We start from the raw sequence: 24709 nt of genomic DNA, 5'->3' as shown, positions 1-24709 counted from the left end.
CGTCAGTCGAGCCGTCGGGCCCGACGAACCGCCGACCCGACCGTCAGCACGAGGGTGACGAACGCCGCCGCCGAGAGCGCGAGCGTCACGGCGAGCGTCCCGAACAACAACGGCGAGCTCTCGACGCCCGGGGCCGGTTCGACGACGACCACCCGGTAGACGTACGCGAGGGTCGCCAGAACGACCCCGGTCACGATGCCGATCAGCGCGTTTCGCCGGACGTCGAGTGCGATCAACAGCGCCGCCAACGAGGGCTCGTCCGATCGGTCGTCGCTCACGGCCGGGATTGGGGACGGGCGATCAAAGGGACACCGGATCGCCGCGGATGGGGGATCGAACGGCTAAAGAGCGTGGCCCCGCCGTGTACGGGTAATGACGAGCCTCGGAACGGCCCAGGCCGACCCCGGCGAGATCGACACGGGCCGCCTCCCCGTCGGCGAGACGCGAGACGGCGGGGAGTTCGGCCTCCCCGTCGCGGTCGTGAACGGCGCACGGGACGGCGAGACGCTCTATCTGCAGGCTGCGAGCGACGGTGACGAGCTCAACGGGGTGGGAGTGATCCAACGGGTCGTCCCGCGGCTCGACCCCGACGAGATCAGTGGAACGGTACTGGTGGTGGGAATCGTCAACTATCACGGCTTCCAGGTGGCGGAGCACCGCAACCCGGTCGACGACACGAAGATGAACCGGGCGTACCCGGGCGACGCCGAGGGCACCTCCTCGGAACGCATCGCCGCGGCCACCTTCGACGCGGCCAAACGTGCGGACCTGATTCTCGACCTCCACCAGGGCTCGACCAGCCGGATGATAAACGAGGTGCGGGTGCGCTGTGGTAGCCGCCACCGGCTCCATGACGAGTGTCTCGAGCTCGCGAAGGTGTTCGGCTGTGGCCACGTCCTCGATCAGAAGGGACCCGACGGCCAGCTCGCGCGCGTGGGCCCCGACGAGGGCATCCCCACGGTCGATCCCGAGCTCGGCGGCAGCGTCGGTTGGAACGACGAGAGCATCCAGTACGGGGTCCGGGGCGTCTTCAACGTGCTCCGGTACTACGGCTTTCTGGAGGGCGAGGTCGCCACCGAGACCCAGACCCGTGCGACGGGGTTCGACCAGTACGGCACCCCGCGGGGCGGACTGGTGCGCTTCGAGAAGGCGCTCGGCGAGGACGTCTCGAACGGCGAGACGCTGTTCACCGTCCGGAACGTCTTCGGGACGGTCAAGGCGGAGGTGACAGCCGACGGCTCGGGCCTGTTCTGGCGCTCGCGGCGCCTCCCGCAGGTGGCGACCGGCGAGTACGTCTGTTCGGTCGCGACCGGCCTCAACACCTACTAGATGGCGCCCGGCCTCGTCTGTCCGAACTGCGATCGAACGTACCCCGCCGAACCCGAGGAACCCTGGCGCTGTGACTGCGGGAGCCCCCTCGAGCTCCCCGCCCCGACGCTCCCCGAGCGTCCGATTGAGGCCGACGCCCGGCGGGGACTGTGGGCGTTCGAGGAGCTCCTCCCCGTCTCCCGGGAGGTGAGCCTCGGCGAGGGGTCCACCCCGCTGGTGGACGCCCCCGAGTGGGACGCCGCGTTCAAGCTCGAGTACGTCTTCCCCACGGGATCGTTCAAGGACCGCGGCGCGACGACGCTGCTCTCGCGGGCGTCGACGCTCGGCGTCTCTCGGGTGCTCGAGGACTCCTCGGGCAACGCCGGCGCGGCGGTCGCGACCTACGCGGCCCGCGCGGGCATCGACGCGGAGATCTACGTACCAGCGGACGCGAAGGCCTCGAAGCTCGCGGCGATCGAGCGGGCGGGCGCACGGCCGGTCCGGATCGAGGGCTCGCGCGAGGCGGTCACCGGGGCGTGCGTCGAGGCGGTCGAACGCGGCGAGGGCTGGTACGCCAGCCACGCGTGGAACCCCGCCTTCTTCGCGGGTACCCAGACCGTCGCCTTCGAGATCGCTGCCCAGCGCGGCTGGGAGGCGCCCGACGCGCTCGTGCTTCCCCTGGGTCATGGCACGCTCTTTCTGGGGGCGTATCGCGGCTTTCGAACCCTCGAGGAGGCGGGGTGGATCGACTCGCTTCCTCGATTACTCGGGGCACAGGCCGACGGCTACGCGCCGATCGTCGCGGCGCTTCACGACGGATCGGAGGAGGACGAGGACGGGAGGAACGACCTCGCCGACGGGATTCAGATTCGCGAGCCCGTCCGAAAGGAGGAGATCCTCGAAGCGATCGAGGCGACAGGTGGCGACGCGATCGCCGTCCCGGAGGACGCGACCGAACGCGAGCTCAAGGGGCTCCACCGGGCGGGCTTCTTCGTCGAGCCGACCGCCGCCGCTGCGCCCGCAGCGCTCCGCGAGTACCGCGAGCGGGGTGTCATCGGGGAGGACGAGGACGTGGTCGTCCCCCTCACCGGCAGCGGGCTGAAGGCCGAGTGGGGTCACTCGAGCGAGAGCGCGTAGGAGACGACCCACAGCCCGAGGAACCCGCCGAGCGCACAGACGAGGAAGACGAGGAGGCGGGGGAGCGCGGCGGTCGGCGGGAAGATCGGCGCCAGCGCCGCGCCGAGGACGCCGAGAACGACCGCGATCAGGAGTACCGCTCGGTCCATGTGCAGGGTGGATCGTGGGGGGAGAAAAGTCACGGGATCCACACGGACGACGGCCTACCGCTCAGGGTGTATCGGCGCGTCGAACCCGCCGCGGACGAGCGGTTTGGCGACGTGTCGACGCGCACAGGGGGGCACCTCGTACCAGCCAGTCTCAATCGCGCGGTCCATCTCGACTTCGACCTTTCGCTCCGCGCGGGTCCCACAGTCCCGGCACCGATAACCCTGGTCGCGTCCGGCGCTCTCCATCGACCGCTCACAACGGGGGCAGTCGGGCGTCTCGTAGGCGATTCGGTTCAGCTCGCGCACCGCGAACTTCTCGAGCTTGAGCGTCCCCTCCGAGACCTCGCCGCAGGCGACGATCCGGTCGCCGGAACGGAGCACACGCACCCGATTCCGGAACCGTTTGGTCGGCTCGAACGCCGCACACGCCATCGTCGTCCCGCCGTCCTCGAGCGCGAGGAAGACGTGGCCGCCGCGGCGCGTCTCGGGTTCGCTCGCGACACGGCCCTCGAGGCGGTAGGCGCGGCCGTCCTCGACGGTGGCGACCTCCCCGTCGCGGAGGTGGGCGTCCGTCCCCTGGTTGGTGACGAACAGCGCGCTTCGCTCGATCGGTTCGCTCTCGATCGCGTCGGCGACCTCACGGACGCTCTCGGGGTCGTCGCCGCGGATCCCGTGGAGGATCGGGCCCGGGGCGCTCGGAACGCAGACGAGGTCGCCGGTCCCCCGGTCGACGGTGTCCCAGGCCTCGGGGTAGGCCGCGTCGGCGGCAGCGAAGACGCTCTCCGGATCGACCTCCCGCGGGGTCCCCCAGCGTTCGCGCTCGCGATAGCTGATCCGCTCGTAGGTCCACCCCTCGAACGCGTCCCGGGCGCCCACCGCGGCGAGCGCGCCGATCCGTCCGCGTCCGCCCGACCAGCCGGCCTGCCGGTACTCGGCCCTCTCGATCAGCGCGAGTGCGTCCTCGAGGTCGTGGCGCTCACGGACCGCCCGGCGGGCGAACTCGCGGACGGCTTCAGGCGGTCGGTCGACACCGGGCGTGACGACGAGTCCGGGCTGTGTGTTCGGATCGTCGGTCTCGGCCAGGCGGTCGATCAGGTCGCGGGCGACCTCGAAGCCGGTCTCGGGGTCGCAGTCGGCGTGGACGGCGACGGCCGCGTTGCCCCGGGTCTTGTGCTCGATCGCGGGGTTGAGCCGAACCAGAGCCGGGCGATCGACCCGGACGTCCCGCTCGCGGAGGGCGGCGGCGATCCGAGCGCCGACGTAGGTGGTGCACATCCCGCGCGTGCGCGAGTCGGTGTCGTCGATTCCGACGGTCGTCATCGGGAGTCGTAACCGGCCGAGCGGCTAACGGCTTTCGACTGGCGGTATATACCCCCGGTCGTGCGCGGGAGAACGGCGGCTCGCGGGTCCGACCCGTCACAACACCTATATGGGACGAATGACTTATATAGGAACATGTCCCGGTCAGCACTGGTCGGAAACGTGACCGCGATGCTCGAGGACGCGGGCTTCGTGGTGAGCGACCGGTGTGCGATCCGTCCGAAGAGCTTCGACGTGGCCGCCCGCCGGGGAGCGGACTTGATCCTGGTGAAGATCCTCGGCAACGTCGACGGCTTCGACGCGGCGACGGGCGGGGAGATGCGCCGGCTCGGCACGTACCTCGACGCGACGCCGTTCGTCATCGGGCTCCGTACCCGTGACGAGGAGCTCAAGCCCGGCGTGGTCTACTTCCGCCACGGCGTTCCCGCGTTCAGCCCCGACACCGCGATGGACCTGTTCGTCGAGGAGGTTCCGCCGCTGATCTACGCCGCCCCGGGCGGACTGTACGTCAGCATCGACGCCGACGTCCTCGCCGACGAACGCGAGCGGCGCGGCTGGAGTCTGGGCCAGCTCGCGACCGAGCTCGGCGTCTCCCGGCGAACGGTCTCGAAGTACGAGGACGGGATGAACGCCTCGATCGAGGTCGCGATGCAGCTCGAGGAGCTGTTCGAGGCGCCGCTAACGAGCCCGGTGGACGTCCTCGACGGAGCCGAGGAGGTCCGCGACGCCGAACCCACGCCCGCCGACCCCGACGTCAGCCCCGACGACGAGGGGATCGTCGCCGTGCTCACGCAGGCCGGTTTCGACGTCCACCCGACGAACCGTGCGCCCTTCAAGGCCGTCGGCGAGGACACCAGCGAGGAAGAGAACGTCCTCACCGGCAACTCGACGTTCACCGAGGCCGCGGAAAAACGCGCCCGCATCATGGGGTCGATCGGAAGGGTAACGCGCACCCGATCGGTCTACTTCGTCGATCGAATCCCCCGACGCGAGGTCGAGGGGACCGCGTTCGTCGAGCGCGAGGAGGCCGAATCGATGCGCGACGGCGAGGAGCTCCGCGAGCTGATTCGCGAGCGCACCACCCCGCCGGAGGAACACGCGTAGCTCCGCCGGAGGAAGCTCCATCTAGCAGGATCGAACGACGAACAGCTACCGCTTCGTCAGATTCAGACGGGTTCGACCGGAGCCGCCGTTCGACAATCGGGACGGCGGGTAATCCGCGTCGATCCGTACGGACCGGCCCGTCAGAGGGTCCCTCGCTCAGGCGTACGTCTCGTTGAGGTACTCGACGATGTCGTCGCTCTCGTGCATCCCCTCGACCCCGTTGTCGGGATCGACGATCATCGGGACCTCGGTCTGGCCGCTGATCTCCTCCACCTCGGTTCGTTTGCCGTGGCTGCTCGGAACCGAGTGGGTCTCGTACTCGACGCCGAGGTCGTCGAGCGTCGTTCGAACCTTCGCGCAGAACGGACAGCCGTCAAGCTCGTAGAACTGGATCGGTGCCATCACCGTCGGTAGGACTTCGAGCGGGAAGAATGTACGGTGCGGGTGCCCGTCGGTCGCACGACCGTGGGGCAGTACGACGATCAGAGCAGCATGCCGCTGGTCTGAACGTAGAAGTAGCCCACGAGCGCGGCCGCGAGCAGCCACTGCCCGAGTCGGACCTCGCGGGGTTCGCCCGTCGCGGTCCTGATGACCGGGTAGGCGATGATCCCCGCGGCGAGTCCGTTCGCGATCGAGTAGGTCAGCGGCATCACCGTGATCGTCAGCCCGCCCGAAACGGCCCATGCCGGGTCGTGCCAGTCGACGTCGAGCACGCCCTGGAGCATGATGATCCCTACGACGACGAGCGCGATGTAGGAGGCGTAGGCGGGGATCGCCGCGATCAGCGGGACGGCGACGAACGCGAGCGCGAAGAACGCGGCGACGACCAGCGCCGTGAGCCCCGTTCGGCCGCCCTCCTCGATTCCCGTCGAGGACTCGATGTAGGTGGTCACCGTCGAGGTGCCGATCATCGCGCCGACGGTGGTGCCGATCGCGTCGGCCATCAGCGGCTTCTCCATCTCGGGGAGATCGCCCTCCTCGTCGAGGAAGCCGCCGAACTGCGAGACGCCGATCAGCGTGCCCGCAGTGTCGAAGAAGTCGACGAAGAAGAAGGTGAACACGACCAGCGTGAACGTCAGCGGATCGACGTCACGGAGCCCTTCAAGGAACGCGCCAGCCAGTGGTGTAACGTCGTACTGGGGGCTCACGAGCGTCTCCGGGGTGACGACGCCGCGTTCGAAGACGCCCGCGAGCGTGAGCAGCCAGCCCGTCGCCGTCGTGCCGAGGATGCCGATGACGATCGCCCCCTTGATTCCGCGTGCCCAGAGGATGAACGTCGCGGCGAGCCCGAGCACGCCGAGCCCGGCGACGGGGCTGCCGGCGACGTCGCCCAGCGCGACGAGGGTCGCCTCGTCCGCGACGACGATCTGCATCTCCTGGAGCCCGATGAACAGCAGGAAGACGCCGATGCCCGCGCCGACGGAGAACTTCACCGGTTCGGGGAACAGCTCGATGACGTACTTCCGGGCGCCGACCGCGGTGATGGCGATGAAGATCAGTCCCTCGACGAACACCGCGGCGAGCGCGGTCTGCCAGGGAACGCCCAACCCGAGGACGACCGTGAAGGCGAAGAAGGCGTTCAGGCCCATGCCCGGCGCGAGCGCGAACGGCCGTCTCGCGTAGAACGCCATCACGAGCGTCGCGACGAACGCGGAGAGGATCGTCGCGATGGCGAGCATCTGCTGGACCTCCACCTGCGTGTAGCCCTCGACGGTGATCGCCTCGGCCAGGATGATCGGGTTCACCAGGACGATGTACGACATCGCGAGGAACGTCGTCAGCCCGGCGACCGTCTCGGTCCGGACGTCGCTGCCCCCCTCCTCGACGTCGAAGTACTCGCCGAGGCGGTCACCGATGGACATGATGCACGAGTGAGCATAGCGACACCACGTTATTTAACCGTTTTCGTCTCTGTTTGGAGTATATATGCACGAACGTGCTGGTTCAGTCGGCGCGAGTGAGTGCGTCGACGGGGCCGTCGGTCCGTGCTCTGGCGCGCTCGATTCCTTCGTCGCCGGCGGCGATCAGCGCGAAGACGCCCGCGACGTGTGCGTCGGCGCCCTCGACGATCTCCAGCAGCAGCTCCTGGGTCTCGCCCGATCGGATCAGGTCGTCGACCACGAGCACCCGTTCGCCCGACCGTAGCGCCGAGGCGGGCAGGTAGTAGGTGAGCTCGATCCCCGATTCGAGGCGCTCCCGGGCCTCGATGAACTCCTCGACCGCGGTCTCCTTCGATTTCTTGGCGTACGCACACCGGGCGTCGAAGTGGCTCGCGATCGCCGCCGCGAGGGTGATCCCGTCGGTGGCCGCGGTGAGTACCACGTCGGGCCGGTCGAAGCCGAAGGACTCGGCGACGACGGGCGCGACCAGATCCAGAAAGGGCTGGTCGAAGACGACCTCCGAGTTGTCGACGTACCCCTCCGCGTCGAACTCGATGCGGGCGTCGAGCTCCGCCGCCAGCGTCTCCCGACCGACGTCCTCGACGACGGCCCTGGCCCGCTCGACGCCGGGGAGGACGTGGCCGTTGACGTAGCGGTTCAGGTCGCCGGCCGGAAGCCCGGTCAGTTCGGCGAGCTCCTCGTAGGTGCGGCTCCCCTTGAGTACACCCAGGATCGAGACCGCCCCCAACTGGAGGGTGGCCTTCTCGACTCTGTTCATACGCGTCCACGACACTACACGAACTTGAATAGTTCGGGTCAGTTCGATCCTTGAAGCACCACAGGGACGGATACTCACTCGGCCGCGAGCAGCTCCTCGGCGGTGAGCAGCGCCTCGAGTTCGACGCCGTGATCGGCGAGCAGTTCGTCGGCGCCCTCGTCGCGGTCGACGACGACGACGACGCGATCGACGACGGCGCCGGCCTCCCGGAGCGCCTCGACGGCGTCGACGGCGCTCTGCCCGGTAGTGGCGATGTCCTCGAGGACGACGACGCGTTCTCCCTCCTCGAGGTCGCCCTCGATCAGGTTCCCGGTGCCGTACTCCTTCTGCTGCTTGCGTGCGATGACGTACGGCAGGCCGGTCTCGACGCTCGTGACCGCTACCAGTGGTACCGCCCCGAGGGCGACGCCCGCGAGTTTCTCCCCGTCGACCCGCTCGGCGAAGGCGCGCGCGATCAGGGAGAGACAGCGGGGATCGGTCTCGAAGAGGTACTTATCGATGTAGTAGTCGCTCGTCCCCCCGTGGGAGAGTTCGAACTCGCCGTATTTGATCGCCTCCGCCTCCCGCAGCGCCTCGATGAGTTCCGCGTCGGCCATGGTCGGAGTCTCGCGGGGCGGATCAAAAGCGGCGCGGTCGCCGTCCGATGGGAGTCCCGCGATCGAAGCAATGGAAGCATGGCCGAGCCGGCTCTCCCGGAGTGAACGAGTGGCCTTTTTTGTCGCCAGAAGCTTGCGGTTTCTGGCTGCTAACCAGAACGCTCCGCGTTCTGGTGATGGTGCAGATTTGTGCCGGAGCGGTTCGCGAGTCGAACGAGCGCACCCGACGAGGAAAAAGGTATGCGGGCACGAGGGGGGTTCCGCAAGCGAACGCAGCGAGCGAGCGGCCTTTTTGGCGTAGCTTTTTGCTCGGAGCGGTGCCCGCAGCGCGATCGCGCGAGGACACCCGACGAGTAAAAAGGTACACGGGCACGATGGGAGTCCCGCGAGCGAAGCGAGGGGGGACTCAAGAGTGCCCGCGAGTGAACGGAGTGAGCGAGCGGGCACGATGGGATTCGAACCCACGACCGTCGGATTAGAAGTCCGACGCTCTATCCGGACTGAGCTACGTGCCCCGATGGGTCGCACTCGGCGTTTACTCCTCGATTCGCTTTATACCCTTTGACTGGCCGGTTTCGGTCGGTTCGGTGGCGCGTCTCGGTCGTGGTGCCTGTCCGATGGAGGTTAGAGACGTGACCGCAGTCACCGGGATCACAGTTATGCGGGTCGGGAGTGAGGGGAGAGCATGGCACACTCGCCGGAACGTCCGAGGCAGTACGTCTGTAACGCGTGTCAGACGGTTCACGTGGGTACCGTGGTGGAGCACACCGACTCGGGACATCAGTACGAAGCGCCCGACGGCTGCGGAGCCTGTGGCGAGGGCGGGTTCACGCCCCTCGAGGACTGGGCGTACCGTCACGATTGAGGGAACGTCGCGATGGCGTCGACCGATACTTCAGTGGATGCGAAGCCGGCATCCCGTACGAGCAGTACGGGTTCGGGGCCTCGAGCGTCGATCCACCGGGGTCGCGTCACCGACCAGCCGGCGCCCGGGTAGAACGTGGGGAATTGCGATGGGGACTCACCGCGTTCGGGCGACGAGACCCAGAGGACTTATTCGCCGACCGCGTCTATCCCCGCCGAATGCGCGTCATCGGAACCGTCGGACTGCCGGGAAGCGGCAAGGGGGAGGCCGCGACCGTCGCCCGCGAACTCGGAATCCCCGTCGTCACGATGGGGGACGTCATCCGCCGGGAGTGCCGGAACCGAGGGCTCGACCCCGCGGACCACCACGGCGAGGTCGCTCGGGCGCTCCGCGAGGAGGACGGCCCGCTCGCCATCGCCGAACGATCGCTGCCGTTGATCGAGGAGGATCTCGAGGAGAACGGGACGGTGCTCGTCGACGGGCTCCGGTCGGGCGCCGAGGTCGATCGGTTCGAGGAGGCGTTCGGCGAGGACTTCCTGCTCGTTGCGGTCGAGGCTCCCTTCGAACTCAGAGAGGAACGCATCGGCGTCCGCGGACGCGACAACGCCGACGTCGAATCGCTGGAGATCCGCGACGAGCGCGAACTCGGCTTCGGAATGGGCGAGGCGATCGAACGCGCGGACGTCAGCATCGAGAACACCGAGTCGCTCGAGCGGTTTCGCGAGCGCGTCCGGACGATCCTCACCGGGGAGGCGATCGAGCGATGACGGCGATCTACCGGATCGAGGCGACGATCACGGCGCCGATCGAGGACACCGAGGTCGGCGATCGGGTCGTCGACGCCGTAGAGAACCTGTTTCCCAATGCCGAGATCGATCGTCACGAGGGCGGGATCGACGCCACGACCCACTCGCTCGGCCGGTTCTCCGAACTGCTGCACCGCCAGGAGATCCTCGATACCGCCCGAAGCGAGTTCTTCCGTCGACAGTCGGGGCCGTACTTCTCCTTCTCGCTGAAGAAGCAGGCGGCCTTCCAGGGCGTAGTGAACTTCGCGGTCGGCAACGAGAGCGAACTCGGTGACATCGACGTCGAGGTCCGGGTGGACGAGCCCGACGTCGAGTCGTACATCGACCACGTCGCCCCGCCGACCGAGGACGGCAGGCCGATCACGGCAGGCGACGCCGACGACCGGCGGTAGCTACCCTTTTCGAACGGGCGGTCCAAGCGATCGTATAACGTTCACCGTCGAGACCGAGGCTCGAACCGACGTTCGGGACGTGACCGACCGCGTGGCCGACGTGCTGCCCGCTGACGCCGAGGGCGTCTGTACGGTCTTCGTCCGCCACACGACCGCCGGCGTCGTCGTGAACGAGGCGGAGGCGCGGCTGCTTCGCGACGTCGAGCGCGCCGTGGACGACCTGATCGCCGACGAGGGATGGGATCACGACGAGATCGACGATAACAGCGTCGAACACCGTTCGACGAGCTCTGCGGCGTAGCCGCAGAACGCGGACTCACACCTCCGAGCGATGCTGCTCGGCGAGAGCGTGACGGTGCCGGTCGAGGACGGCGAACTCGCGCTCGGAACCTGGCAGTCGGTCCTCTTCGTCGAGTGTGACGGTCCCCGCCGGCGCGACGTCGAGGTCATCGTTCACTGATCGTCGTGTCGATGTGAGACGATCAGCACGACGGTACAGAGGAGCGACGCCCCGACCGAGCCCGCGAGCGTTCCGAAGGCGACGCGGAAGCCGGCGAGATCGGCGAGCAGTCCGACGGCCGCGGGCGCGAGCGCCCCGGCTGCCATGTGGACCGTCCGTACGCTACCGAGGGTGCCGCCGACGACCGCCTCGGGGATGATCGCCACCAGATACGCCCCCCGGACGGGTCGAAAGCCGTGATACCCCAGTCCGAAGACGACGACGGCGACTCCGAGTGCGACCGGGGAGGAGGACGACGCGAGCAGCACGGCCCCGACCAGCCCGAGGACGACGCTCGCGGCGAGTACGGGGAGCCGACCGACGTGATCGCTCAGCTCCCCGGTCGCCAGCTGGACGAGGCTCGCGGCGAACAGCGCGCTGTAGAGCAGACCGGCGACCGCGCCCGAGAGTCCCGCCTCCTCGACCAGGTAGAGCGGCAGGAAGGCGACGACGCCGTTGTAGGCGAAGGAGAAGGCGACGGTCACGAGGACGAACAGGGCGAAGCGCCGGTCGCGGAAGGGCGCGAGATACTCGCGAGTTTCGGCCGGGGACGAGCCATCGTCGGCGCCGGACCGACCGTCGGGGACCCGCCGCGGTACCCACCGGACGAACAGCCCCACGAGCGCGATGCCGACGAGGCCGGCCGCGAGAAAGAACCCTCGCCAACCGACTCTCGTTCCGACGAAGGCGACGACGGCGATCGGCGCGACGACGCCGCCGAACGTGCCGAACGTATCGAGCGCGCCGAGCGCCCGGCCCGTCCGGGCGGGATAGATCCCCGAGAGCAGGCGCACGGCGACGGTCTTGTGTGCGCCGGTGCCCGCGCCGATCACGAGCATCGCCAAGACCAGCACGGGAAAGGAGGCCTCGACGATCAGCGCGAGCGCGCCGCCTGCGGCGACGAGTGCGCCCGCGACGATCACCCGAACCGAGCCGAAGCGGTCGGCGAGCACGCCACTGGGGAACTGCATCGCGGCGTAGACGAGCATGAACCCGGTGAAGGCGCTTCCGATGGCGGCGTTCGAGACGCCGTAGGTCGCCCGCAGCGGCTCGAACAGCGGAGGAAACGCGTATCGGAGCAGTTTCGCGAGAAACCAGATCGCCGCGGTGACGACGAGCGCGTCGAACCGGACGAACCGGTCGAGCCGGCCGAGTCGCGTCGCCACCTCAGAACAGCCCGCCGCCGCCCATGCCGGGGCCGCCTTCGCCGCCGCCCTGCTTCTGCATTTGCTTCATCATGCGCTCCATGTCCATGTTGCCCTGGCCCATCCCCTGGAACTGCTTGATCGTCCGCTCCATCATCTTGTGCTGCTGGAGTAGCTCGCGGACGATCTCCTCGTCGGTGCCCGAACCGCGGGCGATCCGTTCGATCTGGCTCTGGCCGATCGCGCGCGGGTGTTCCATCTCCGCGTCGGTCATCGAGTCCATGACGAACTCGAAGCGCTGCATCCGGTCCTGGGTGACGTCCATCGCGTCGTCGGGCAACTGGTCCATCAGCCCGCCGCCCAGTCCGGGGATCATGTCCATGATCTGGTCCAGCGGACCCATGCGGTTCATCGCGTTCATCTGCTGGCGCATGTCGTGGAGCGTGAACTGGCCCTCGAGCATGCTCTCGGGGTCCCAGTCGTCCTCCTCCTCGCCCGTCTCGGTCATTGCCCGTTCGACGCGCTCGGCGAGCTGCTTCAGGTCGCCCATACCCAGCAGCCGGGAGATGAAGCCGTTGGGCTCGAAGCGCTCGATGTCGCCGATCTCCTCGCCGGTGCCGAGGAACGCGACCGTCGAGTCGGTCTCGTTGACCGCCGTCAGGGCTCCGCCACCCTTCGCGGTCCCGTCGAGCTTGGTGATGACGACCCCCTCGATGCCGATCGACTCCTCGAAGCGTCGGGCCTGCTCCTTCGCGCCCTGGCCGATCGCGGCGTCGAGTACCAGCAGGTTGCGATCCGGATCGACGACGTCCCCGATCGCCTCGATCTCCTCGATGAGATCGTCCTCGAGGGCGTGTCGACCCGCGGTGTCGACGATGTGGACGTCCGCGTCGGCGGTCTCCTCGAGCCCGCGACGGGCGATCTCGACGGGGTCCTCGGCGTCGGGATCGCCGTAGAAGTCGACCTCCGCGCGGCCCGCCATCTCCCGTGCCTGGTCGTAGGCGCCCGGACGGAAGGTGTCGGTCTGGATCACGGCGGGGCGGAGCCCCTTTTTCGAGAACCACCACGCCATCTTCGCCGCCGTCGTCGTCTTCCCGGAGCCCTGGAGCCCCGCGAGCATGATCGTCTGTTCCTCGAGGGGCAGGTCGGTCGAGTCGCCCACGAGCGCGACGAGTTCCTCGTAGACGATTCGCAGGACGTGATCGCGTGCCGTCGTGCCCGCCGGCGGCTCCTCCTCCAGCGCGCGAGTCTTGATCGAGTCGGAGAGCTCCATCACCAGCGAGACGTCGACGTCGGCCTGGAGCAGCGATCGCTGGATCTGTTTCACGACGTCCTGGACGTCCTCCTCGGTGAGCCGTGACTTCCCGCGGAGCTCCTCCAGGGTTCCCCTGAGGGAGCTTCCGAGATCGTCGAGTACCATTTGTTCGCCGTACGCGACCGAGGCGCTAAAGGCTTTGTCCGTTCGATTCGTGGCCGATGACCGAGTTTCGCAACACCGCACAGCCCGACCGCGACTGGTGGGAGGCACTGTGGCCCGATCCACGAGACGCCCTCGAGGGGCTCGGACTCGGGGAGTGTGGGTCGCTCGTCGACGTCTGCTGTGGCGACGGCCACTTCACCGCCCCCGCCGCCGAACTGATCGAGGGACCGATCTACGCGCTCGACCTCGACGGGGAGCTGCTCGCCGCGCTCGAGGACCGGGTCGAACGTCCCGTCACCACCATCGAAGGCGACGCGATGGCGCTTCCCGACCTCCTCCCCGAACGCGTCGAGTGTGCCCTGCTCGCGAACACCCTCCACGGGATCCCCGAGAAGACGGCGTTCGCGGAGGCCGTCACAGCGGTACTGGATCCGGACGGCCGATTCGTCGTGATCAACTGGATCGACGCGCCGCCGTCGGAGACGCCCGTGCTCGACGAGCCACGCGGTCCGCCCGAGGAGCTGCGGCTGACGCCCGAGGAGACGATCGCAGCCGTCGAGCCCGCGGGGTTCCAGGCCCGCGAAACGACCTCGGTCTCGCCGCACCACTACGCGGTCGTCTTCGACCGGACGTAGCGTCGGAACGGCACACCGGATACGGTATGCGTACCGGTCGCCTAGCGTTCCCGGACAAGGGCGACGGGTGTCGCTCCGAGTAGCCGGGGAGGGGGTGGAATCGACGTCCTCGACGGCATTCGATCGACCGTCGTGTAGACGAATCGGCGAGCAGCCGGTCGCGAATCACCGACCACTCGCGAGCCTCGATCACCGAATGACCGCGAGCCGTAACCTGAAGATCACCCGCGGTCACTGGTCGGTGTGTTCCGACCCGAGACCCCGACGAACGAACCGCGAAACGATGTCACAGAACGGATCGACCCGGCGCCGGGTGAGTCCGAATGACGCTCCCGGACGTGGACGCACTCGTGTTCGACGTGTTCGGCACGGTCGTAGACTGGCGCAGCGGGGTCGTCCGCGACGGCCGGACGCTCGGCGAGGCCAAGGAACTGGACGTCGACTGGGCGGCGTTCGCCGACGCCTGGCGCGAGGAGTACCAGCCCTCGCTGGCCCGCGTCCGACGGGGGGAGATCCCCTGGCGAAACCTCGACGCCCTCCACCGCGAATCGCTCGAATGCCTCCTCGATCGCTTCGACGTGGACGAAATGACCGCCGAGGAGACGGAGCACCTCAATCGCGTCTGGCACCGACTCGATCCCTGGCCCGACGCCGTCCCCGGCCTCAATCGACTCCGGTCGGACTTCCTCGTCGCTCCGCTGTCGAACGGCCACGTGCGACTCCTCACGAACATGGCCAAGCGCGCCGGCATTCCGTGGGATCTGATCCTCTCGGCCGAGCTCTCGGGCCACTACAAGCCGGACGAGGAGGCCTACCTGACCGCCGTCGACCTGCTCGACCTCCGGCCCGAGGAGGTCGCGATGGTCGCGGCCCACGAGCGGGATCTCGACGCGAGCCGCGAGGCGGGGCTCCGGACCGCGTACGTTCATCGACCCCTGGAGTGGGGCCCGGAACGGGCCGACGAGGTCGAGCGACCCGACGAGTCGGCGTACGACGTCGTGGCCGATGACGTCGTGGACCTCGCGGAGCGGCTCGGTTCCGGACCCGTGGCCTGACCGGCCACGTCCGGCGCGGCTCCGGTCCCGTTCAGTGGTCGCTCTCGTGGGGGTTGAGCGTCGTCCCGTAGTTCTCGGCGTGCTCCGTGTACTCGATGAACCGCGGCGCGTCGGGGTCGAACGGCCGTTCGAGCGACTCGAACGCCTTCTTCTTGTCCCAGCTCTGGAGCTTGCCGACCGCGCTTCGGTCCTCCAGGTCGTGATAATCGAGGTCGGGCGCCGTCAGCTCCCAGGCCTCCATCCCGCGATCGGTACGGACGATGACGCTCGAGTACTCGTCGCTCGAGCCCACCGAGCCGACGGTGAGGTCGGCACAGTAGCCCGTGAAGTCGGCACACTCGTCACAGCCCTTCAGCGTCGCGTCGTGGAAGTTCTTCACGTCCTCCTCGACGAGGAGTTCGCCGTCGTGGCCGTAGACCATCATGTCCCCGTGGAGGACGTCCATCTTCCCGATCTCGTCGGGCGTGATCCCGCGTTTCTCCTCGAGCTGCTCGCCGATCAGCCGCCGGTAGTTGAAGTTCTTCGTACACATCAGCGCGATCGTGTAGTCGATCGCTCGGACGCCCTCCTCCTGGGAGCCGTACTCCCACTCGAAGTCCTGTATCGCGCGGATTCCCTCGATCTCGCAGGGCGTCCCCACCATCGCGAGGCTGATCTCCTCCGGCGGTTTGTCCGGGAGCTTGTGCTCCCATTTATCGAGGTCGAGGTTGCCGAGCGCCATCGTCTGGTTGTAGAAGCTGCCCGCGTTCGCGACGAGGTCCTCGTGGCTGGTAGCGAGGAAGCTCTCGGCCTTCCAGGGCTCGTCGTCGCTCTCGGTGGCGATCAACGCGCCGTCGATCTCGCCGGACTCGAGCAGGTGCGAGAGCACGCTCGTGACGACGCCCCCGTCCTGGGCGCCCTCGCGCCACTCCTCGTTCACTTTGGCGGAGAACTCCGTGATGGGGTCGCCCGCACCCTTGACGTTGTCCTCGCCGCCGGTGATCTTCCACTGGCGCTCGTATCGCAGTCCGCCGCGCGGGCAGAAGTCCCAGCAGAGCGAGCAGCCGGTGCACATCTTCACCAGTTCGGGCAGGTCGTCGTCGCCGATCCCGATCGAGTCGGAGGGACAGGCCGCGACGCAGGTGCCACACTGGATGCAACGACCGTCGTCGATCACCGCCGCGTCGAGCTCCATGAACCAGGTCTTCTCGTCCGGCGTTTCGATGTCGTTCATCTCGCTCCGGATCGAGTACGTCGGAGTATCGAGATCGACGCCTTCAGGGACGCCGACGCGCTCGGCCGGATCGTCCGCGAGGTCCTGGCTCGTGCCCTCGGCCGCCGGCTCCGTGAACTGCACGTCGCCGAGGCTTCCATCAGGACTGACGTTGACCGCACCGCCGCTGCCGTCGGCGGCGACTCTCGATTCCCCGCTTCCCTCCCTGCAGCCGCAGCTTCCACAGCCGCAGTCGTCGCCGGCGGCCTCGGTTTCGGTGTTCGCTTCCTCCTCGGCACCAGCCCGTCGATAGCGGATCGGCTTCGCGTCGGGATCGGTGCCGGCGGGATCGCGCGCCCCGCTCGTGGGCGGGACGCTCGCTCCGTCGCCGTCATCGCCGCCGTCCGGCACGCGCGGGAACGGGCCGCGATCGCGCTCAGTCATCGGCGGCGACACCTCCGGCGACGTTCGCCTCGGCTCCCTGCATCACGGTTCGCAGGCGGCCGTTCTCGACCCGCCGCGTCCACTCGTAGAAGCGCTCTCCCTCGCGGCGTTCCTCGGCGTAGGCCGAAAAGAGCTGTTCGAGCGCCGGGATGACCGACTCGGCCGGGACGGCCGTCTCCACCCAGTCGAGGAAGTCGTTGTCGCTCCCGAGGCTGCCCCCGAGGCCGAAGTCCATTCCCTCGACGATGTCGTCGTCGGCGTTGCCCTCGGTCTCGATCTTCACGGTCTCGCCGCGGAAACCGATGTCCGCGATCTGGGGCTGGGCACACGAGGCCGAACAGCCGCTCATGTGCATCCGCACCACCTCGAGCTCGTCGGGCGTCTCGATTCGCTCGTCGAGCTCGCGGGCCCACCGCTTGACGCGGTTCTTCGTCTCGATGATGCCGTAGTTGCAGAACTCGGAGCCGGTGCAGCCGACCGCGCCCCGCGAGAACGGGCCGGGATCGGGCTGGTAGTCCGCGGCGAACGGTTCGGCCAGGAGATCCTCGACGTTCTCCTCGGGAACGTGGGTGATCAGGAAGTTCTGATCCGTCGCCAGCCGGATCGAGCTCTCCTCGGTGCCGTACTCGCGGGCCGCACGGGCCGCCTCGACGAACTCGTCGCCGCCCATCCGACCCGCGATCACGTTGAAGCCGACGTACTTGAGACCGTCCTCGCGCTGGTCGTGGACGCCGACGTGATCGCCGGCGTAGCCCTCGGTGAGGTCCCGGCCTCGCGATCGAAGGTCGACCGAACAGCGGTCACGGACGGCCTCCTCGAACTTCTCCGGTCCGAGCTGCTGAACGAGATAGCGCATCCGACAGACGCCGCGGTTGTGCCGGTCGCCGAGCTCCTTGAACGTCTGGGCGACCGCCCGGCAGAACTCGACTGCGTCCTCCGGGCGGACGAAGACGTCGAGCGGCGAGGCCATCCGCGGTCCGTCCGAGAGCCCGCCGCCGACGCGAGCGTGAAAGCCGTAGTGGGGTTCGCCGCCGATCTCCCGCTTCGCGGGGACGAGCCCGACGTCGTTGATCTGGGACTGCGCGCAGTCCTGGCTGCAGCCCGTGATCGTCATCTTGAACTTCCGGGGCAGGTTCGCGTACTCGCGGTTGCCCGTGAAGAACTCCGAGACCGCGTCGATCACCGGCTGGGCGTCGAAGCACTCGTGATCGTCGAGTCCGGCGGCCGGACAGCCGAGCACGTTCCGAGCGCCGTCGCCACAGCCCTGGACCGTCGTCAGTCCGACCTCGTCGTAGCGCTCCCAGACCTCGGGGACGTCCTCGATCTCGATCCAGTGCATCTGGATGTCCTGGCGGGTCGTGATGTCGAGGAAGGCGTCGCCCCATAGCTCGTTCTGCTCGCTTCCGCCGTACTCCTCGGGGGCGGTGGCGAACTCGTCGGCGACCTCGCCGATGACCTCGGCCTGGTCGGGCGTCAGGTAGCCACCGGGGACCTTCGTGCGCTTCATCAGGTAGCCCCGCTGGCGGCCGTGGGTGTACATGCCGGTCCACTTCATGCGCTCCCAGACGCCCTCACCTCCCCGTTGCTCGATCTCGTCGAACGACAGGCCCTCCTCGGCGTACTCGTAGACGTCGTCGATGACGTCCAGGGGGTGTTGTTCCTGCTTCCACCGTTCGACCGTGTTCACGGCGACCACCTCGTGTGGTCGCCGCGAGCCGGACGGACCGACTGTCCGTCGTCGTTCATGGCGGCCACCCCCGGTCGCCGTAAGCCGGACGAGCCGATGGTTTATGACAGTTCACGCGAACGCCAGTCGCTTCGCGCCGCCCCGTATCGATTCCGCGCCCCTCTAGTCGCCTCTCGCCGTTGTCAGAACGAATCATGATCTCACCGTGCGGACCATTGGTATCTGGTCACGCCACTCATAGTACGGGTGAGGCCGGAGACGTATAGCCGTCCTCTTCGAGGCGAAGCGTGTCGACGCTTGGAATCGTCGGCAATCGCTGCCCCTACCGACGACGCCTCTATCCCGAATCCGAGGGTGTAGCGACGTTCTCGCTCGTCCAGCGTCGCTGTCGACGCGATAAGAGGCGATCGTTGCCGGTACGTGGCGTGATTGCTCTGCCGGCGGGGAGGACTCGCCGGTCCGAGGATCGGGGCCGGCAGGCTTTTGCCGTCGGTTCCCGGTGGGGCGGTATGGATCGGCTCGTCGAGTCGTTGCGCGAGGCGCCGGTCGTCAGCCGAGGGGAGTACGACTACTTCGTCCACCCCGTGACCGACGGGATCCCGAGCGTCGAGGCCCCCCTGCTGCGCGAGATCGCCGCCGGCGTCGAGCGGGTGGCGAACCTCGAGGACGTCGATCGGATCCTCACCGCCGAGGCGATGGGGATCCACCACGCGACGGCCGTCTCTCTCGAGACCGACGTGCCGTTCAGCGTCGCGAGAAAGCGCTCCTACGGGTTCGACGACGAGGTCGCGGTCCACCAGGAGACCGGCTACTCCGAGGACGAACTCTACATCAACGGAGTCGAACCCGGAGAGCGCGTCCTGTTGCTCGACGACGTGTTCTCGACCGGCGGGACGCTCGAGGCGCTGCACGACGCATTGGTCGGACTCGGCGCGGAGCCGACCGAGGTGGTCGTCGTGATCCGGCGGGGAGCGGAGGACGACCTGCCGGTGCCCGTCCGCCACCTGGTCAGGGTCGACGTCCGCGACGGCGAGGTCCACGTACTCGATAGGGCCGACAAGGAGTGATGACGATACGGGCGACGAACCCTACTCCGGTGCGTGGAGCGTGTCAAACCCTCGAGATCGTGCGATTCCGTCGCGACGGTACGATAGGGGTTTCGGCCGAAGGCGGACGGCTACTCCGCGCCGACTAACTGGTCGGCAAGTCGCTCGGGGTCGAACCGTTCGATGTCGTCGTAGCCCTGGCCGGTGCCGAGGAACAGGATCGGCTTGCCGGTGACGTAGGCGATCGAGATCGCCGCGCCGCCGTTGGCGTCGGCGTCGGCCTTCGTGAGGACGGCGCCGTCGATCTCGGCGGCGTCGTTGAACTTCTTCGCGCGCTGGACGGCGTCCTGGCCGGCGACGGCCTCGTCGACGAACAGCGTCATGTCGGGACCGACGACGCGATCGATCTTCTCGAGCTGGTCCATCAGCCCCTCGTTGGTGTGGAGCCGTCCGGCCGTGTCGCCGAGCACGACGTCGACGTCGTGGGCCTCGGCGTACTCGACGGCATCGTAGATCACCGCGGCGGGGTCGCCACCCTGCTGGTGGCTGATGAGCTTCGTCCCCAACGCGTCGGCGTGCTCTCGGATCTGCTCGTTCGCACCCGCGCGGTAGGTGTCGCCGTTCGCGATCACCGTCGAGTAGCCCCGCTTCTCGAGGTACTGGGAGAGCTTCGCGATCGTGGTGGTCTTGCCGACGCCGTTGACGCCGGTGAAGATGAGCGTGACGGGCTTCTCGGCCTCGGCGATCCGTTGGTCGAAGTCGAACTGGCCGACCGCGATCACGTCGAGCAGCGCCTCGCGGAGCGCGTTCTCGATCACGTCGTCGACCGTCTGTCGCATCCCGCGAGTGGCGTTCTCGAGCTCGTCCCGGACGCCCTCGATGATCTCGTTCGCGACGGTCAGCTCGACGTCGCTCTCGAGCAGCGCGATCTCGAGGTCGTCGAGCGGTCCCTCGATGACCTCCGGGTCGATGACGATCTTGCCGGTCGCGAGCGAGCGCGCCCGGTGCATGAAGCCGCTAGAACTGTCCCCACCCTCCTCGGACTCGGTCCGGGACTCGGACGTCTGTTCGTCCGCTTCGACTCGCGTCTCGCTCGGCTCCGCCCTAGTGGCGGAATCGGAGTCGGCGTCCGGGGAGACGTCGGGCTCGATCGGTTCGCCGGAGCCGGCGGGCTCGATCGGTTCGCCGGAGCCGGCGGGCTCGGGTTCGGCGTCGGGTTCCACACTCGCCGCGGGCTCGGTCGTTCCCTGCGTCGAGTCGGCGTCCGTCCGCGATCCCGCGGGTGGCTTCTCTCCCCCGGTTTCGTCTACGGTCTCCGCGGGTTCCTCCGTCTCCTCCGTCTCGGCCGCTTCGGCCTCCTCCTCGGCGTCCTCGCGGAACCGGCCGAGCTTGTCCTTCAGACTGTCGAACATGGCCTACGCTACTCTACTGCTCGTCGTTCTGCTGCTGGAGCTGCTGCATCGCCTGCTGCTGCTGTTGCTGCTGGAGCTGCTGGGCCTTCTGTTCGAGCTCGCTTATCTCGCTCTCGACCTCGTCGATCTCGCCCTGGAACTCGTCGATCCGCTCGGAGAGGGTGTCGCGCTTCGCTCGGAGCGTCTCGATGGCGTCGTCGCGGGGCTGCTCGGCGGCGAAGTCGCTGCCGATCCCGACGACGACCTCGTCGATGTCGTCGACGGTCGCGCGGACGTAGGCGCCGCCGCCGACGGGCACCTGCACCGTCGAGCCGGTCTCGAGGGACTCGAGCGCGTCGATCGCCTCGGTGATTTCGGTCTGTTCGTTCTGGAGCCGCTCGATCTCGTCCTCCAGGGACTCCTGCTGGGCGTCGAGTTCCTGGAGCTGCTGTGAGAGCTCCTGCAGTTCGGGGTTGCCGCCCATGCCACCCATGCTCATCGTGCGATCACCGTCGAGTTAGAAGCGAACGTCATGTCCACACATCGAGCAGCGAGTCGGAAGTATCTTCCTAGTCGAGATAGCCCAGCGCGTCCTCGATCCGCCCGAGTTCGGGCCCCGTGGTGTCCTGGCCGACGACGTAGCCGGCGTCGTTCGCGACGAGGCCGGAGCCCACCAGCGGGCCGCCGTAGTTGATCGTACCGATGTCGGCGTAGACGTCGAGCAGTTCCTCGAGGAAGTCGAGTTCGCCGTCGGTCGTCTTGGGATGACAGAGCACGCCCTTCTCGGTGGCGACCGCCGCCGTTCCCACGGTTCTGAGACCCGCGAGCTCGCCGCGTTCCACCGGGACGCCGAGTCCGTCCTTCACGGCACGGACCGCCTCCCGGTCGAGGTCCGGGTGGACGTACGCGCCGGTGTCGTTCGCGAGCACGACGTTGCCCGCGGCGTTGATCCGTCCCGGTAGTTCGGTGATCGGCAGGTCCGAGACGGCCTCGATGGTCTCGCGCTCGGCGTCGGTGATGCGGCTGCTTACGAGCAACCCGTTCTCGTTGCCGACCGAGAGCGCACCGACCGTCGAGGAGCCTCCGATCGTCGTTGGGATCGCCGGCGCCTCAAGTTCGGCCTCGAGTTCCTCCCGGAGGTCGTCCTCGACGTCGCGGCGAACCAGCACGCAGTCGTCGGTGGCACGGGTGAAGACGCCGATCGCCGACGAACCGAAGAACGCGGCGCGGAGCACGCTACTGTGCGAGCTCTGCTTCGACGGTCGCCTCACCCTCCTCGGTGAAGCGAGCCGCGCGGATCCGGAGCTTTCGCGGGGGCTTGCTTCGCCCGCGTTCCCAGACGGCCTCGTTGATCGAGGAGTCGAGCCGAACGGCGTCCTCCTCGACGCTGAAGTGTTTCGCGAGGTGTTCGCGGACGATGGTCATCGCCTTGTCGGCACGCTCGTGGCCGGCCTGCGCCTTGGCGTCGCGAAGCGGCACCGTGACGACGCGCTCCTCGAAGTCGCTCGAGCTCATTATTCGTCGGTGTCGCTACGCCGCCAGTTGCGGCGCTTGTGGTTTCGCGTGACCTCACGGTCGGTCTTCAGCATCACCCATGCGGGGATCCGCGAGTTCTGCCGTTCGAGCTTCGCCAGCCGCTTCTTCTTCGCCTTCGACTTCTTACCCATAGTAGCCGCATCTACCCTACGGGCGCATAAAATGCTGTCCCTTCGAACCGGCTCAGAACAGCCCCGACACCGCCGCGCTCACGCGACCGAGCCGACTATCGGTGCCGGCCGACGACGCCGAGTCGGTCGTCCCGTCCTCGCGGTCGGTCCCGGTCTCGTACTCGCTCATTCTGAACGTGAGTCCGCGCCGCGACTCCTCGCTCGCGGTCGATTCCTCCTCTCGACCGGTCGGACAGTCGGGACAGGAGTGGATCCGGCCCTGGTTGTCGCTGAACACTCGGACGTAATCCGCCGACACGTAGCTACCACATCGGTCACAGTTCGCCATGTCCGGTCGATGGTACGTAAACATAATAAATACAATATATTGTTCTAGGTTTTTTGATGTGTGTAACCGGCGTTAGGACGGACGTAACCTACAGGGGGAACCGCTCGATCGTCGAGTAGGTCGGACCATCGGGGCCGAGTTCGCTCTCGGTCAGTCGTACCTCCTCGACGGTCGTCCGACCGATCGTCGGGTCGCGCTCGCGGACCAGCCGTTGGACGAGTTCCTTTCCGCCGGCGTGGTCCATCCGTGCGAGCGTGACGTGGGGCGTGAACTCGTGGCTCTCGGGTTCGAATCCCAGCTCCACGGTTCGGCGTTCGATCGCCTCGTGGAGCCGGGTCATCTCCGAGGCACCCTCGCGAACCCCAAACCAGACGACGCTGATGTACTCGGGCGAGGGGAAGACGCCGAGCCCGCCGAACTCGGTCTCGAACGCCGAGACGCCGGCCTCCTCGATGGCCGTCTCGATCGCGCTCGTCAGTTCGGAAAGGCGCTCCTCCTCGACCTCGCCGAGGAACTTCAGCGTGACGTGAACGGATCCGGGATCGGTGAACCGGAGGCCGTCGGCGCCGGCGAACGCCTCCTGGAGCTCCGCGACCGCGTCCACGAGTTCGTCGGGAACGTCGACGCTAACGAACAGGCGCATGCCGAGGCGTTCGTCGGGAGTCGGTTAATCGGTTGTGGACGTGAAAGGGACGTCTCACGTGGGAGAGCACCCTTCCGACGGACGGTTCCGGCTGGAGCGGTCGGGCGTCCCAGGGCGACGGAGCCGGAAAGCGCCTCGGCGGGATCGAACGGGGATCTCGCGCAGGGTTTAACACGCCGACTCGCCTACGGCGAGTATGACCGATTCAGAGGACCGAGACCACCGTTTCTCCGAGGGGCAGGGCTTCTCCGAGGCCTACGAGGAGTTCGATCTCGATCCGCCCGAGCTCGAGATCGACCCCGAGAAGGTCGATCCCGTCGACTCGCGCGTGCTGACCGACCTCCTCGACGAGCACAACGTCGCCCGCGACGACATCGACGTCGGGTCGCTGATCGACGTGGGGCTCTCCTACATGGGTATCAACCGCCACGAGCAGGCGGTCGACACGTTCGAGCGCGCCGCTCGTTTCGCCGAGGAGGACTCGCTTCTCGCCCAGGAGGCGTGGGCGAACAAGGGCGTCGCCCACGCCGAGATGGAGGAGTACGACGAGGCGATCGGCGCCTACCGTGAGGCGCTGCGGATCGACGACCGCTCGGAGCACGCCGCCGTTGCCGAGACGAACCTCGCCTACGCGCTCTGGGAGACCGGCAAGAGCGAGCAGGCGCTCGAACACGCGGAACGCGCCGTCGAGATCGACCAGCGCTTCTCGCAGGCGTGGTACAACCGCGGCTTCTTCCTGCTCGAGCGCGGCCTCGCGGAGGAGGCGGTGAACTGCTTCGACAACGCGATCCGGCTCGGGACCCGGAGCGCCGAGGTGCTCGAGGAGAAGGCCCGCGCCCACGAGCAGCTCGGCGAGGACGATCTCGCAGAGGAGCTCGCGGAGGAGGCCGAGGAGCTCCGTTCCGACGCAGAACAGCAGCTGATGGAGCGATGATCGTCACCGAACACGAGACGCCGAAGGGGCTGTTGGTCGCGGTCTGCGACGCGGACGTTCTGGGAGAGACCTTCGAGAACGGCGAGCTCTCGCTGACGGTCACCGAGGAGTTCTACGGCGGCGAGGAGGTCGAGGAACGCGACGCCGCGAACAGCCTCGATCGCGCGAGCGTCGCGAACCTCGTCGGCGAACGGGCGGTGACGCTCGCGATCGAGCGCGGCCACGTCGACGAGGCGAACGTTCTTGAGATCGACGGGACGCCCCACGCCCAGTTCCTGCGGATGTAGG

At 67.9% G+C, this 24709-nt stretch carries 29 protein-coding genes, 1 tRNA gene and 1 pseudogene; 12 read left to right on the top strand and 19 right to left on the bottom strand.

Going from position 1 to position 24709, the window contains the following annotated elements:
* Nucleotides 1–2: 2 nt before the first annotated feature.
* A complete protein-coding gene (locus V0Z78_RS02010; protein ID WP_336342947.1) occupies nucleotides 3–278 on the bottom strand; it encodes a DUF7536 family protein in 276 nt (91 codons plus the stop codon).
* A 94-nt stretch (nucleotides 279–372) separates the two neighbouring features.
* Between V0Z78_RS02010 and V0Z78_RS02005 the strand changes: the two genes are divergently transcribed.
* On the top strand, nucleotides 373–1329 hold the full coding sequence (locus tag V0Z78_RS02005; RefSeq protein ID WP_336342946.1) for a succinylglutamate desuccinylase/aspartoacylase family protein: 957 nt from the start codon (nucleotides 373–375) through the stop codon (nucleotides 1327–1329).
* Nucleotides 1330–2445: a threonine synthase gene (locus V0Z78_RS02000; protein ID WP_336342945.1), complete on the top strand. Its 1116-nt coding sequence runs from the start codon at nucleotides 1330–1332 to the stop codon at nucleotides 2443–2445.
* On the opposite strand, the gene V0Z78_RS01995 is transcribed toward V0Z78_RS02000, so the two are convergent.
* Both V0Z78_RS01995 and V0Z78_RS01990 read right to left on the bottom strand, forming a co-directional pair.
* Nucleotides 2424–2594, bottom strand: a complete 171-nt coding sequence (locus V0Z78_RS01995; protein ID WP_336342944.1) for a hypothetical protein — start codon at nucleotides 2592–2594, stop codon at nucleotides 2424–2426. The genes V0Z78_RS02000 and V0Z78_RS01995 overlap by 22 nt on opposite strands.
* Nucleotides 2595–2648: 54 nt before the next feature.
* A complete protein-coding gene (locus tag V0Z78_RS01990; protein ID WP_336342943.1) occupies nucleotides 2649–3914 on the bottom strand; it encodes a tRNA(Ile)(2)-agmatinylcytidine synthase in 1266 nt (421 codons plus the stop codon).
* 135 nt (nucleotides 3915–4049) lie between these two features.
* Between V0Z78_RS01990 and V0Z78_RS01985 the strand changes: the two genes are divergently transcribed.
* The gene (locus V0Z78_RS01985; RefSeq protein ID WP_336342942.1) at nucleotides 4050–5018 is read left to right on the top strand and encodes a transcriptional regulator; all 969 of its coding nucleotides are present in this window, start codon (nucleotides 4050–4052) and stop codon (nucleotides 5016–5018) included.
* 156 nt (nucleotides 5019–5174) lie between these two features.
* Here V0Z78_RS01985 and V0Z78_RS01980 read toward each other — a convergent pair whose 3' ends face one another.
* From V0Z78_RS01980 to V0Z78_RS01960, 5 genes are all read right to left on the bottom strand, one after another.
* Entirely contained in the window at nucleotides 5175–5420 is a 246-nt protein-coding gene (locus V0Z78_RS01980) for a glutathione S-transferase N-terminal domain-containing protein (RefSeq protein WP_336342941.1), read from the bottom strand.
* Nucleotides 5421–5500: 80 nt separating this feature from the next.
* Complete coding sequence (locus V0Z78_RS01975) at nucleotides 5501–6880, bottom strand: NCS2 family permease (protein WP_336342940.1); 1380 nt, start codon at nucleotides 6878–6880, stop codon at nucleotides 5501–5503.
* An 82-nt stretch (nucleotides 6881–6962) separates the two neighbouring features.
* Complete coding sequence (locus tag V0Z78_RS01970) at nucleotides 6963–7676, bottom strand: phosphoribosyltransferase family protein (protein WP_336342939.1); 714 nt, start codon at nucleotides 7674–7676, stop codon at nucleotides 6963–6965.
* A gap of 74 nt (nucleotides 7677–7750) precedes the next feature.
* Nucleotides 7751–8272: an orotate phosphoribosyltransferase gene (gene pyrE / locus V0Z78_RS01965; protein ID WP_336342938.1), complete on the bottom strand. Its 522-nt coding sequence runs from the start codon at nucleotides 8270–8272 to the stop codon at nucleotides 7751–7753.
* Nucleotides 8273–8712: 440 nt separating this feature from the next.
* A tRNA-Arg gene (locus V0Z78_RS01960) sits at nucleotides 8713–8787 on the bottom strand.
* Between the two features lie 170 nt (nucleotides 8788–8957).
* On the opposite strand from V0Z78_RS01960, the gene V0Z78_RS01955 reads away from it, so the two are divergent.
* The 4 genes and pseudogenes from V0Z78_RS01955 (at nucleotide 8958) to V0Z78_RS01940 (ending at nucleotide 10795) form a co-directional block, all read left to right on the top strand.
* Nucleotides 8958–9137 carry a hypothetical protein gene (locus V0Z78_RS01955; protein WP_336342937.1) on the top strand — a complete coding sequence of 60 codons (180 nt, stop codon included), beginning with the start codon at nucleotides 8958–8960 and terminating at the stop codon, nucleotides 9135–9137.
* Nucleotides 9138–9355: 218 nt separating this feature from the next.
* Nucleotides 9356–9904, top strand: coding sequence for an AAA family ATPase (locus tag V0Z78_RS01950; protein WP_336342936.1), 549 nt, complete (start codon nucleotides 9356–9358; stop codon nucleotides 9902–9904).
* A complete protein-coding gene (locus V0Z78_RS01945) occupies nucleotides 9901–10335 on the top strand; it encodes an RNA-binding domain-containing protein (protein WP_336342935.1) in 435 nt (144 codons plus the stop codon). Before V0Z78_RS01950 ends, V0Z78_RS01945 begins: the two co-directional genes overlap by 4 nt.
* A 34-nt stretch (nucleotides 10336–10369) precedes the next feature.
* Nucleotides 10370–10795, top strand: a pseudogene (locus V0Z78_RS01940) (YjbQ family protein).
* Here the strand turns inward: V0Z78_RS01940 and V0Z78_RS01935 are convergent.
* Nucleotides 10789–12000 carry an MFS transporter gene (locus V0Z78_RS01935; protein WP_336342934.1) on the bottom strand — a complete coding sequence of 404 codons (1212 nt, stop codon included), beginning with the start codon at nucleotides 11998–12000 and terminating at the stop codon, nucleotides 10789–10791. The pseudogene V0Z78_RS01940 and the gene V0Z78_RS01935 sit on opposite strands and share 7 nt — an antisense overlap.
* A gap of 1 nt (nucleotide 12001) precedes the next feature.
* Nucleotides 12002–13399, bottom strand: a complete 1398-nt coding sequence (locus V0Z78_RS01930) for a signal recognition particle protein Srp54 (protein ID WP_336342933.1) — start codon at nucleotides 13397–13399, stop codon at nucleotides 12002–12004.
* Between the two features lie 56 nt (nucleotides 13400–13455).
* Between V0Z78_RS01930 and V0Z78_RS01925 the strand changes: the two genes are divergently transcribed.
* Together V0Z78_RS01925 and V0Z78_RS01920 are read left to right on the top strand one after the other, a co-directional pair.
* Nucleotides 13456–14034 carry a class I SAM-dependent methyltransferase gene (locus V0Z78_RS01925; RefSeq protein WP_336342932.1) on the top strand — a complete coding sequence of 193 codons (579 nt, stop codon included), beginning with the start codon at nucleotides 13456–13458 and terminating at the stop codon, nucleotides 14032–14034.
* Nucleotides 14035–14357: 323 nt separating this feature from the next.
* Nucleotides 14358–15089 carry a haloacid dehalogenase type II gene (locus V0Z78_RS01920; protein ID WP_336342931.1) on the top strand — a complete coding sequence of 244 codons (732 nt, stop codon included), beginning with the start codon at nucleotides 14358–14360 and terminating at the stop codon, nucleotides 15087–15089.
* A gap of 31 nt (nucleotides 15090–15120) precedes the next feature.
* On the opposite strand, the gene V0Z78_RS01915 is transcribed toward V0Z78_RS01920, so the two are convergent.
* Together V0Z78_RS01915 and V0Z78_RS01910 are read right to left on the bottom strand one after the other, a co-directional pair.
* Nucleotides 15121–16725, bottom strand: coding sequence for a Coenzyme F420 hydrogenase/dehydrogenase, beta subunit C-terminal domain (locus V0Z78_RS01915; protein WP_336342930.1), 1605 nt, complete (start codon nucleotides 16723–16725; stop codon nucleotides 15121–15123).
* A complete protein-coding gene (locus tag V0Z78_RS01910) occupies nucleotides 16718–18412 on the bottom strand; it encodes a nitrite/sulfite reductase (protein WP_336342929.1) in 1695 nt (564 codons plus the stop codon). The genes V0Z78_RS01915 and V0Z78_RS01910 overlap by 8 nt, the downstream gene beginning before the upstream one ends.
* A gap of 509 nt (nucleotides 18413–18921) precedes the next feature.
* Here V0Z78_RS01910 and hpt point away from each other — a divergent pair.
* The gene (hpt, locus tag V0Z78_RS01905; protein ID WP_336342928.1) at nucleotides 18922–19479 is read left to right on the top strand and encodes a hypoxanthine/guanine phosphoribosyltransferase; all 558 of its coding nucleotides are present in this window, start codon (nucleotides 18922–18924) and stop codon (nucleotides 19477–19479) included.
* A gap of 110 nt (nucleotides 19480–19589) precedes the next feature.
* Here hpt and ftsY read toward each other — a convergent pair whose 3' ends face one another.
* The 7 genes from ftsY to thpR form a co-directional block, all read right to left on the bottom strand.
* Nucleotides 19590–20870, bottom strand: coding sequence for a signal recognition particle-docking protein FtsY (gene ftsY, locus V0Z78_RS01900; protein ID WP_336342927.1), 1281 nt, complete (start codon nucleotides 20868–20870; stop codon nucleotides 19590–19592).
* A gap of 13 nt (nucleotides 20871–20883) precedes the next feature.
* Nucleotides 20884–21348 carry a prefoldin subunit alpha gene (gene pfdA, locus V0Z78_RS01895; protein WP_336342926.1) on the bottom strand — a complete coding sequence of 155 codons (465 nt, stop codon included), beginning with the start codon at nucleotides 21346–21348 and terminating at the stop codon, nucleotides 20884–20886.
* 70 nt (nucleotides 21349–21418) lie between these two features.
* Nucleotides 21419–22084 (bottom strand): translation initiation factor IF-6, encoded by a 666-nt coding sequence (locus V0Z78_RS01890; protein WP_336342925.1) that lies wholly within the window; start codon nucleotides 22082–22084, stop codon nucleotides 21419–21421.
* 1 nt (nucleotide 22085) lies between these two features.
* Nucleotides 22086–22364, bottom strand: coding sequence for a 50S ribosomal protein L31e (locus V0Z78_RS01885; RefSeq protein ID WP_336342924.1), 279 nt, complete (start codon nucleotides 22362–22364; stop codon nucleotides 22086–22088).
* A complete protein-coding gene (locus tag V0Z78_RS01880) occupies nucleotides 22364–22516 on the bottom strand; it encodes a 50S ribosomal protein L39e (protein ID WP_336342923.1) in 153 nt (50 codons plus the stop codon). The genes V0Z78_RS01885 and V0Z78_RS01880 overlap by 1 nt, the downstream gene beginning before the upstream one ends.
* A 52-nt stretch (nucleotides 22517–22568) precedes the next feature.
* The gene (locus tag V0Z78_RS01875; RefSeq protein WP_336342922.1) at nucleotides 22569–22844 is read right to left on the bottom strand and encodes a DUF7563 family protein; all 276 of its coding nucleotides are present in this window, start codon (nucleotides 22842–22844) and stop codon (nucleotides 22569–22571) included.
* A gap of 88 nt (nucleotides 22845–22932) precedes the next feature.
* Complete coding sequence (thpR, locus tag V0Z78_RS01870) at nucleotides 22933–23487, bottom strand: RNA 2',3'-cyclic phosphodiesterase (protein ID WP_336342921.1); 555 nt, start codon at nucleotides 23485–23487, stop codon at nucleotides 22933–22935.
* A 196-nt stretch (nucleotides 23488–23683) separates the two neighbouring features.
* Between thpR and V0Z78_RS01865 the strand changes: the two genes are divergently transcribed.
* Nucleotides 23684–24421, top strand: a complete 738-nt coding sequence (locus V0Z78_RS01865) for a tetratricopeptide repeat protein (protein ID WP_336342920.1) — start codon at nucleotides 23684–23686, stop codon at nucleotides 24419–24421.
* Nucleotides 24418–24708, top strand: coding sequence for a DUF424 domain-containing protein (locus V0Z78_RS01860; protein ID WP_336342919.1), 291 nt, complete (start codon nucleotides 24418–24420; stop codon nucleotides 24706–24708). The genes V0Z78_RS01865 and V0Z78_RS01860 overlap by 4 nt, the downstream gene beginning before the upstream one ends.
* Nucleotide 24709 lies beyond the last annotated feature (1 nt).

This window comes from Halalkalicoccus sp. CG83, from assembly GCF_037081715.1.
GTDB lineage: Archaea > Halobacteriota > Halobacteria > Halobacteriales > Halalkalicoccaceae > Halalkalicoccus > Halalkalicoccus ordinarius.
The sequence above is the reverse complement of the archived record's forward strand: the minus strand, read 5'-3'. Positions and strand labels throughout refer to the sequence as shown.

What these genes read in the sequence shown, in the direction of transcription:
- V0Z78_RS02005 (WP_336342946.1), top strand. Translation starts at nt 373, where the DNA reads ATGACGAGCCTCGGAACGGCCCAGGCCGACCCCGGCGAGATCGACACG.
- V0Z78_RS01930 (WP_336342933.1), bottom strand. Translation starts at nt 13,399, where the DNA reads ATGGTACTCGACGATCTCGGAAGCTCCCTCAGGGGAACCCTGGAGGAG.
- ftsY (WP_336342927.1), bottom strand. Translation starts at nt 20,870, where the DNA reads ATGTTCGACAGTCTGAAGGACAAGCTCGGCCGGTTCCGCGAGGACGCC.
- V0Z78_RS02000 (WP_336342945.1), top strand. Translation starts at nt 1,330, where the DNA reads ATGGCGCCCGGCCTCGTCTGTCCGAACTGCGATCGAACGTACCCCGCC.
- V0Z78_RS01885 (WP_336342924.1), bottom strand. Translation starts at nt 22,364, where the DNA reads ATGAGCTCGAGCGACTTCGAGGAGCGCGTCGTCACGGTGCCGCTTCGC.
- V0Z78_RS01980 (WP_336342941.1), bottom strand. Translation starts at nt 5,420, where the DNA reads ATGGCACCGATCCAGTTCTACGAGCTTGACGGCTGTCCGTTCTGCGCG.
- V0Z78_RS01920 (WP_336342931.1), top strand. Translation starts at nt 14,358, where the DNA reads ATGACGCTCCCGGACGTGGACGCACTCGTGTTCGACGTGTTCGGCACG.
- V0Z78_RS01865 (WP_336342920.1), top strand. Translation starts at nt 23,684, where the DNA reads ATGACCGATTCAGAGGACCGAGACCACCGTTTCTCCGAGGGGCAGGGC.
- V0Z78_RS01970 (WP_336342939.1), bottom strand. Translation starts at nt 7,676, where the DNA reads ATGAACAGAGTCGAGAAGGCCACCCTCCAGTTGGGGGCGGTCTCGATC.
- V0Z78_RS01915 (WP_336342930.1), bottom strand. Translation starts at nt 16,725, where the DNA reads ATGACTGAGCGCGATCGCGGCCCGTTCCCGCGCGTGCCGGACGGCGGC.
- V0Z78_RS01880 (WP_336342923.1), bottom strand. Translation starts at nt 22,516, where the DNA reads ATGGGTAAGAAGTCGAAGGCGAAGAAGAAGCGGCTGGCGAAGCTCGAA.
- V0Z78_RS01955 (WP_336342937.1), top strand. Translation starts at nt 8,958, where the DNA reads ATGGCACACTCGCCGGAACGTCCGAGGCAGTACGTCTGTAACGCGTGT.
- V0Z78_RS01995 (WP_336342944.1), bottom strand. Translation starts at nt 2,594, where the DNA reads ATGGACCGAGCGGTACTCCTGATCGCGGTCGTTCTCGGCGTCCTCGGC.
- V0Z78_RS01860 (WP_336342919.1), top strand. Translation starts at nt 24,418, where the DNA reads ATGATCGTCACCGAACACGAGACGCCGAAGGGGCTGTTGGTCGCGGTC.
- V0Z78_RS01925 (WP_336342932.1), top strand. Translation starts at nt 13,456, where the DNA reads ATGACCGAGTTTCGCAACACCGCACAGCCCGACCGCGACTGGTGGGAG.
- thpR (WP_336342921.1), bottom strand. Translation starts at nt 23,487, where the DNA reads ATGCGCCTGTTCGTTAGCGTCGACGTTCCCGACGAACTCGTGGACGCG.
- V0Z78_RS01950 (WP_336342936.1), top strand. Translation starts at nt 9,356, where the DNA reads ATGCGCGTCATCGGAACCGTCGGACTGCCGGGAAGCGGCAAGGGGGAG.
- V0Z78_RS01990 (WP_336342943.1), bottom strand. Translation starts at nt 3,914, where the DNA reads ATGACGACCGTCGGAATCGACGACACCGACTCGCGCACGCGCGGGATG.
- V0Z78_RS01875 (WP_336342922.1), bottom strand. Translation starts at nt 22,844, where the DNA reads ATGGCGAACTGTGACCGATGTGGTAGCTACGTGTCGGCGGATTACGTC.
- pyrE (WP_336342938.1), bottom strand. Translation starts at nt 8,272, where the DNA reads ATGGCCGACGCGGAACTCATCGAGGCGCTGCGGGAGGCGGAGGCGATC.
- V0Z78_RS01985 (WP_336342942.1), top strand. Translation starts at nt 4,050, where the DNA reads ATGTCCCGGTCAGCACTGGTCGGAAACGTGACCGCGATGCTCGAGGAC.
- hpt (WP_336342928.1), top strand. Translation starts at nt 18,922, where the DNA reads ATGGATCGGCTCGTCGAGTCGTTGCGCGAGGCGCCGGTCGTCAGCCGA.
- pfdA (WP_336342926.1), bottom strand. Translation starts at nt 21,348, where the DNA reads ATGAGCATGGGTGGCATGGGCGGCAACCCCGAACTGCAGGAGCTCTCA.
- V0Z78_RS01945 (WP_336342935.1), top strand. Translation starts at nt 9,901, where the DNA reads ATGACGGCGATCTACCGGATCGAGGCGACGATCACGGCGCCGATCGAG.
- V0Z78_RS01975 (WP_336342940.1), bottom strand. Translation starts at nt 6,880, where the DNA reads ATGTCCATCGGTGACCGCCTCGGCGAGTACTTCGACGTCGAGGAGGGG.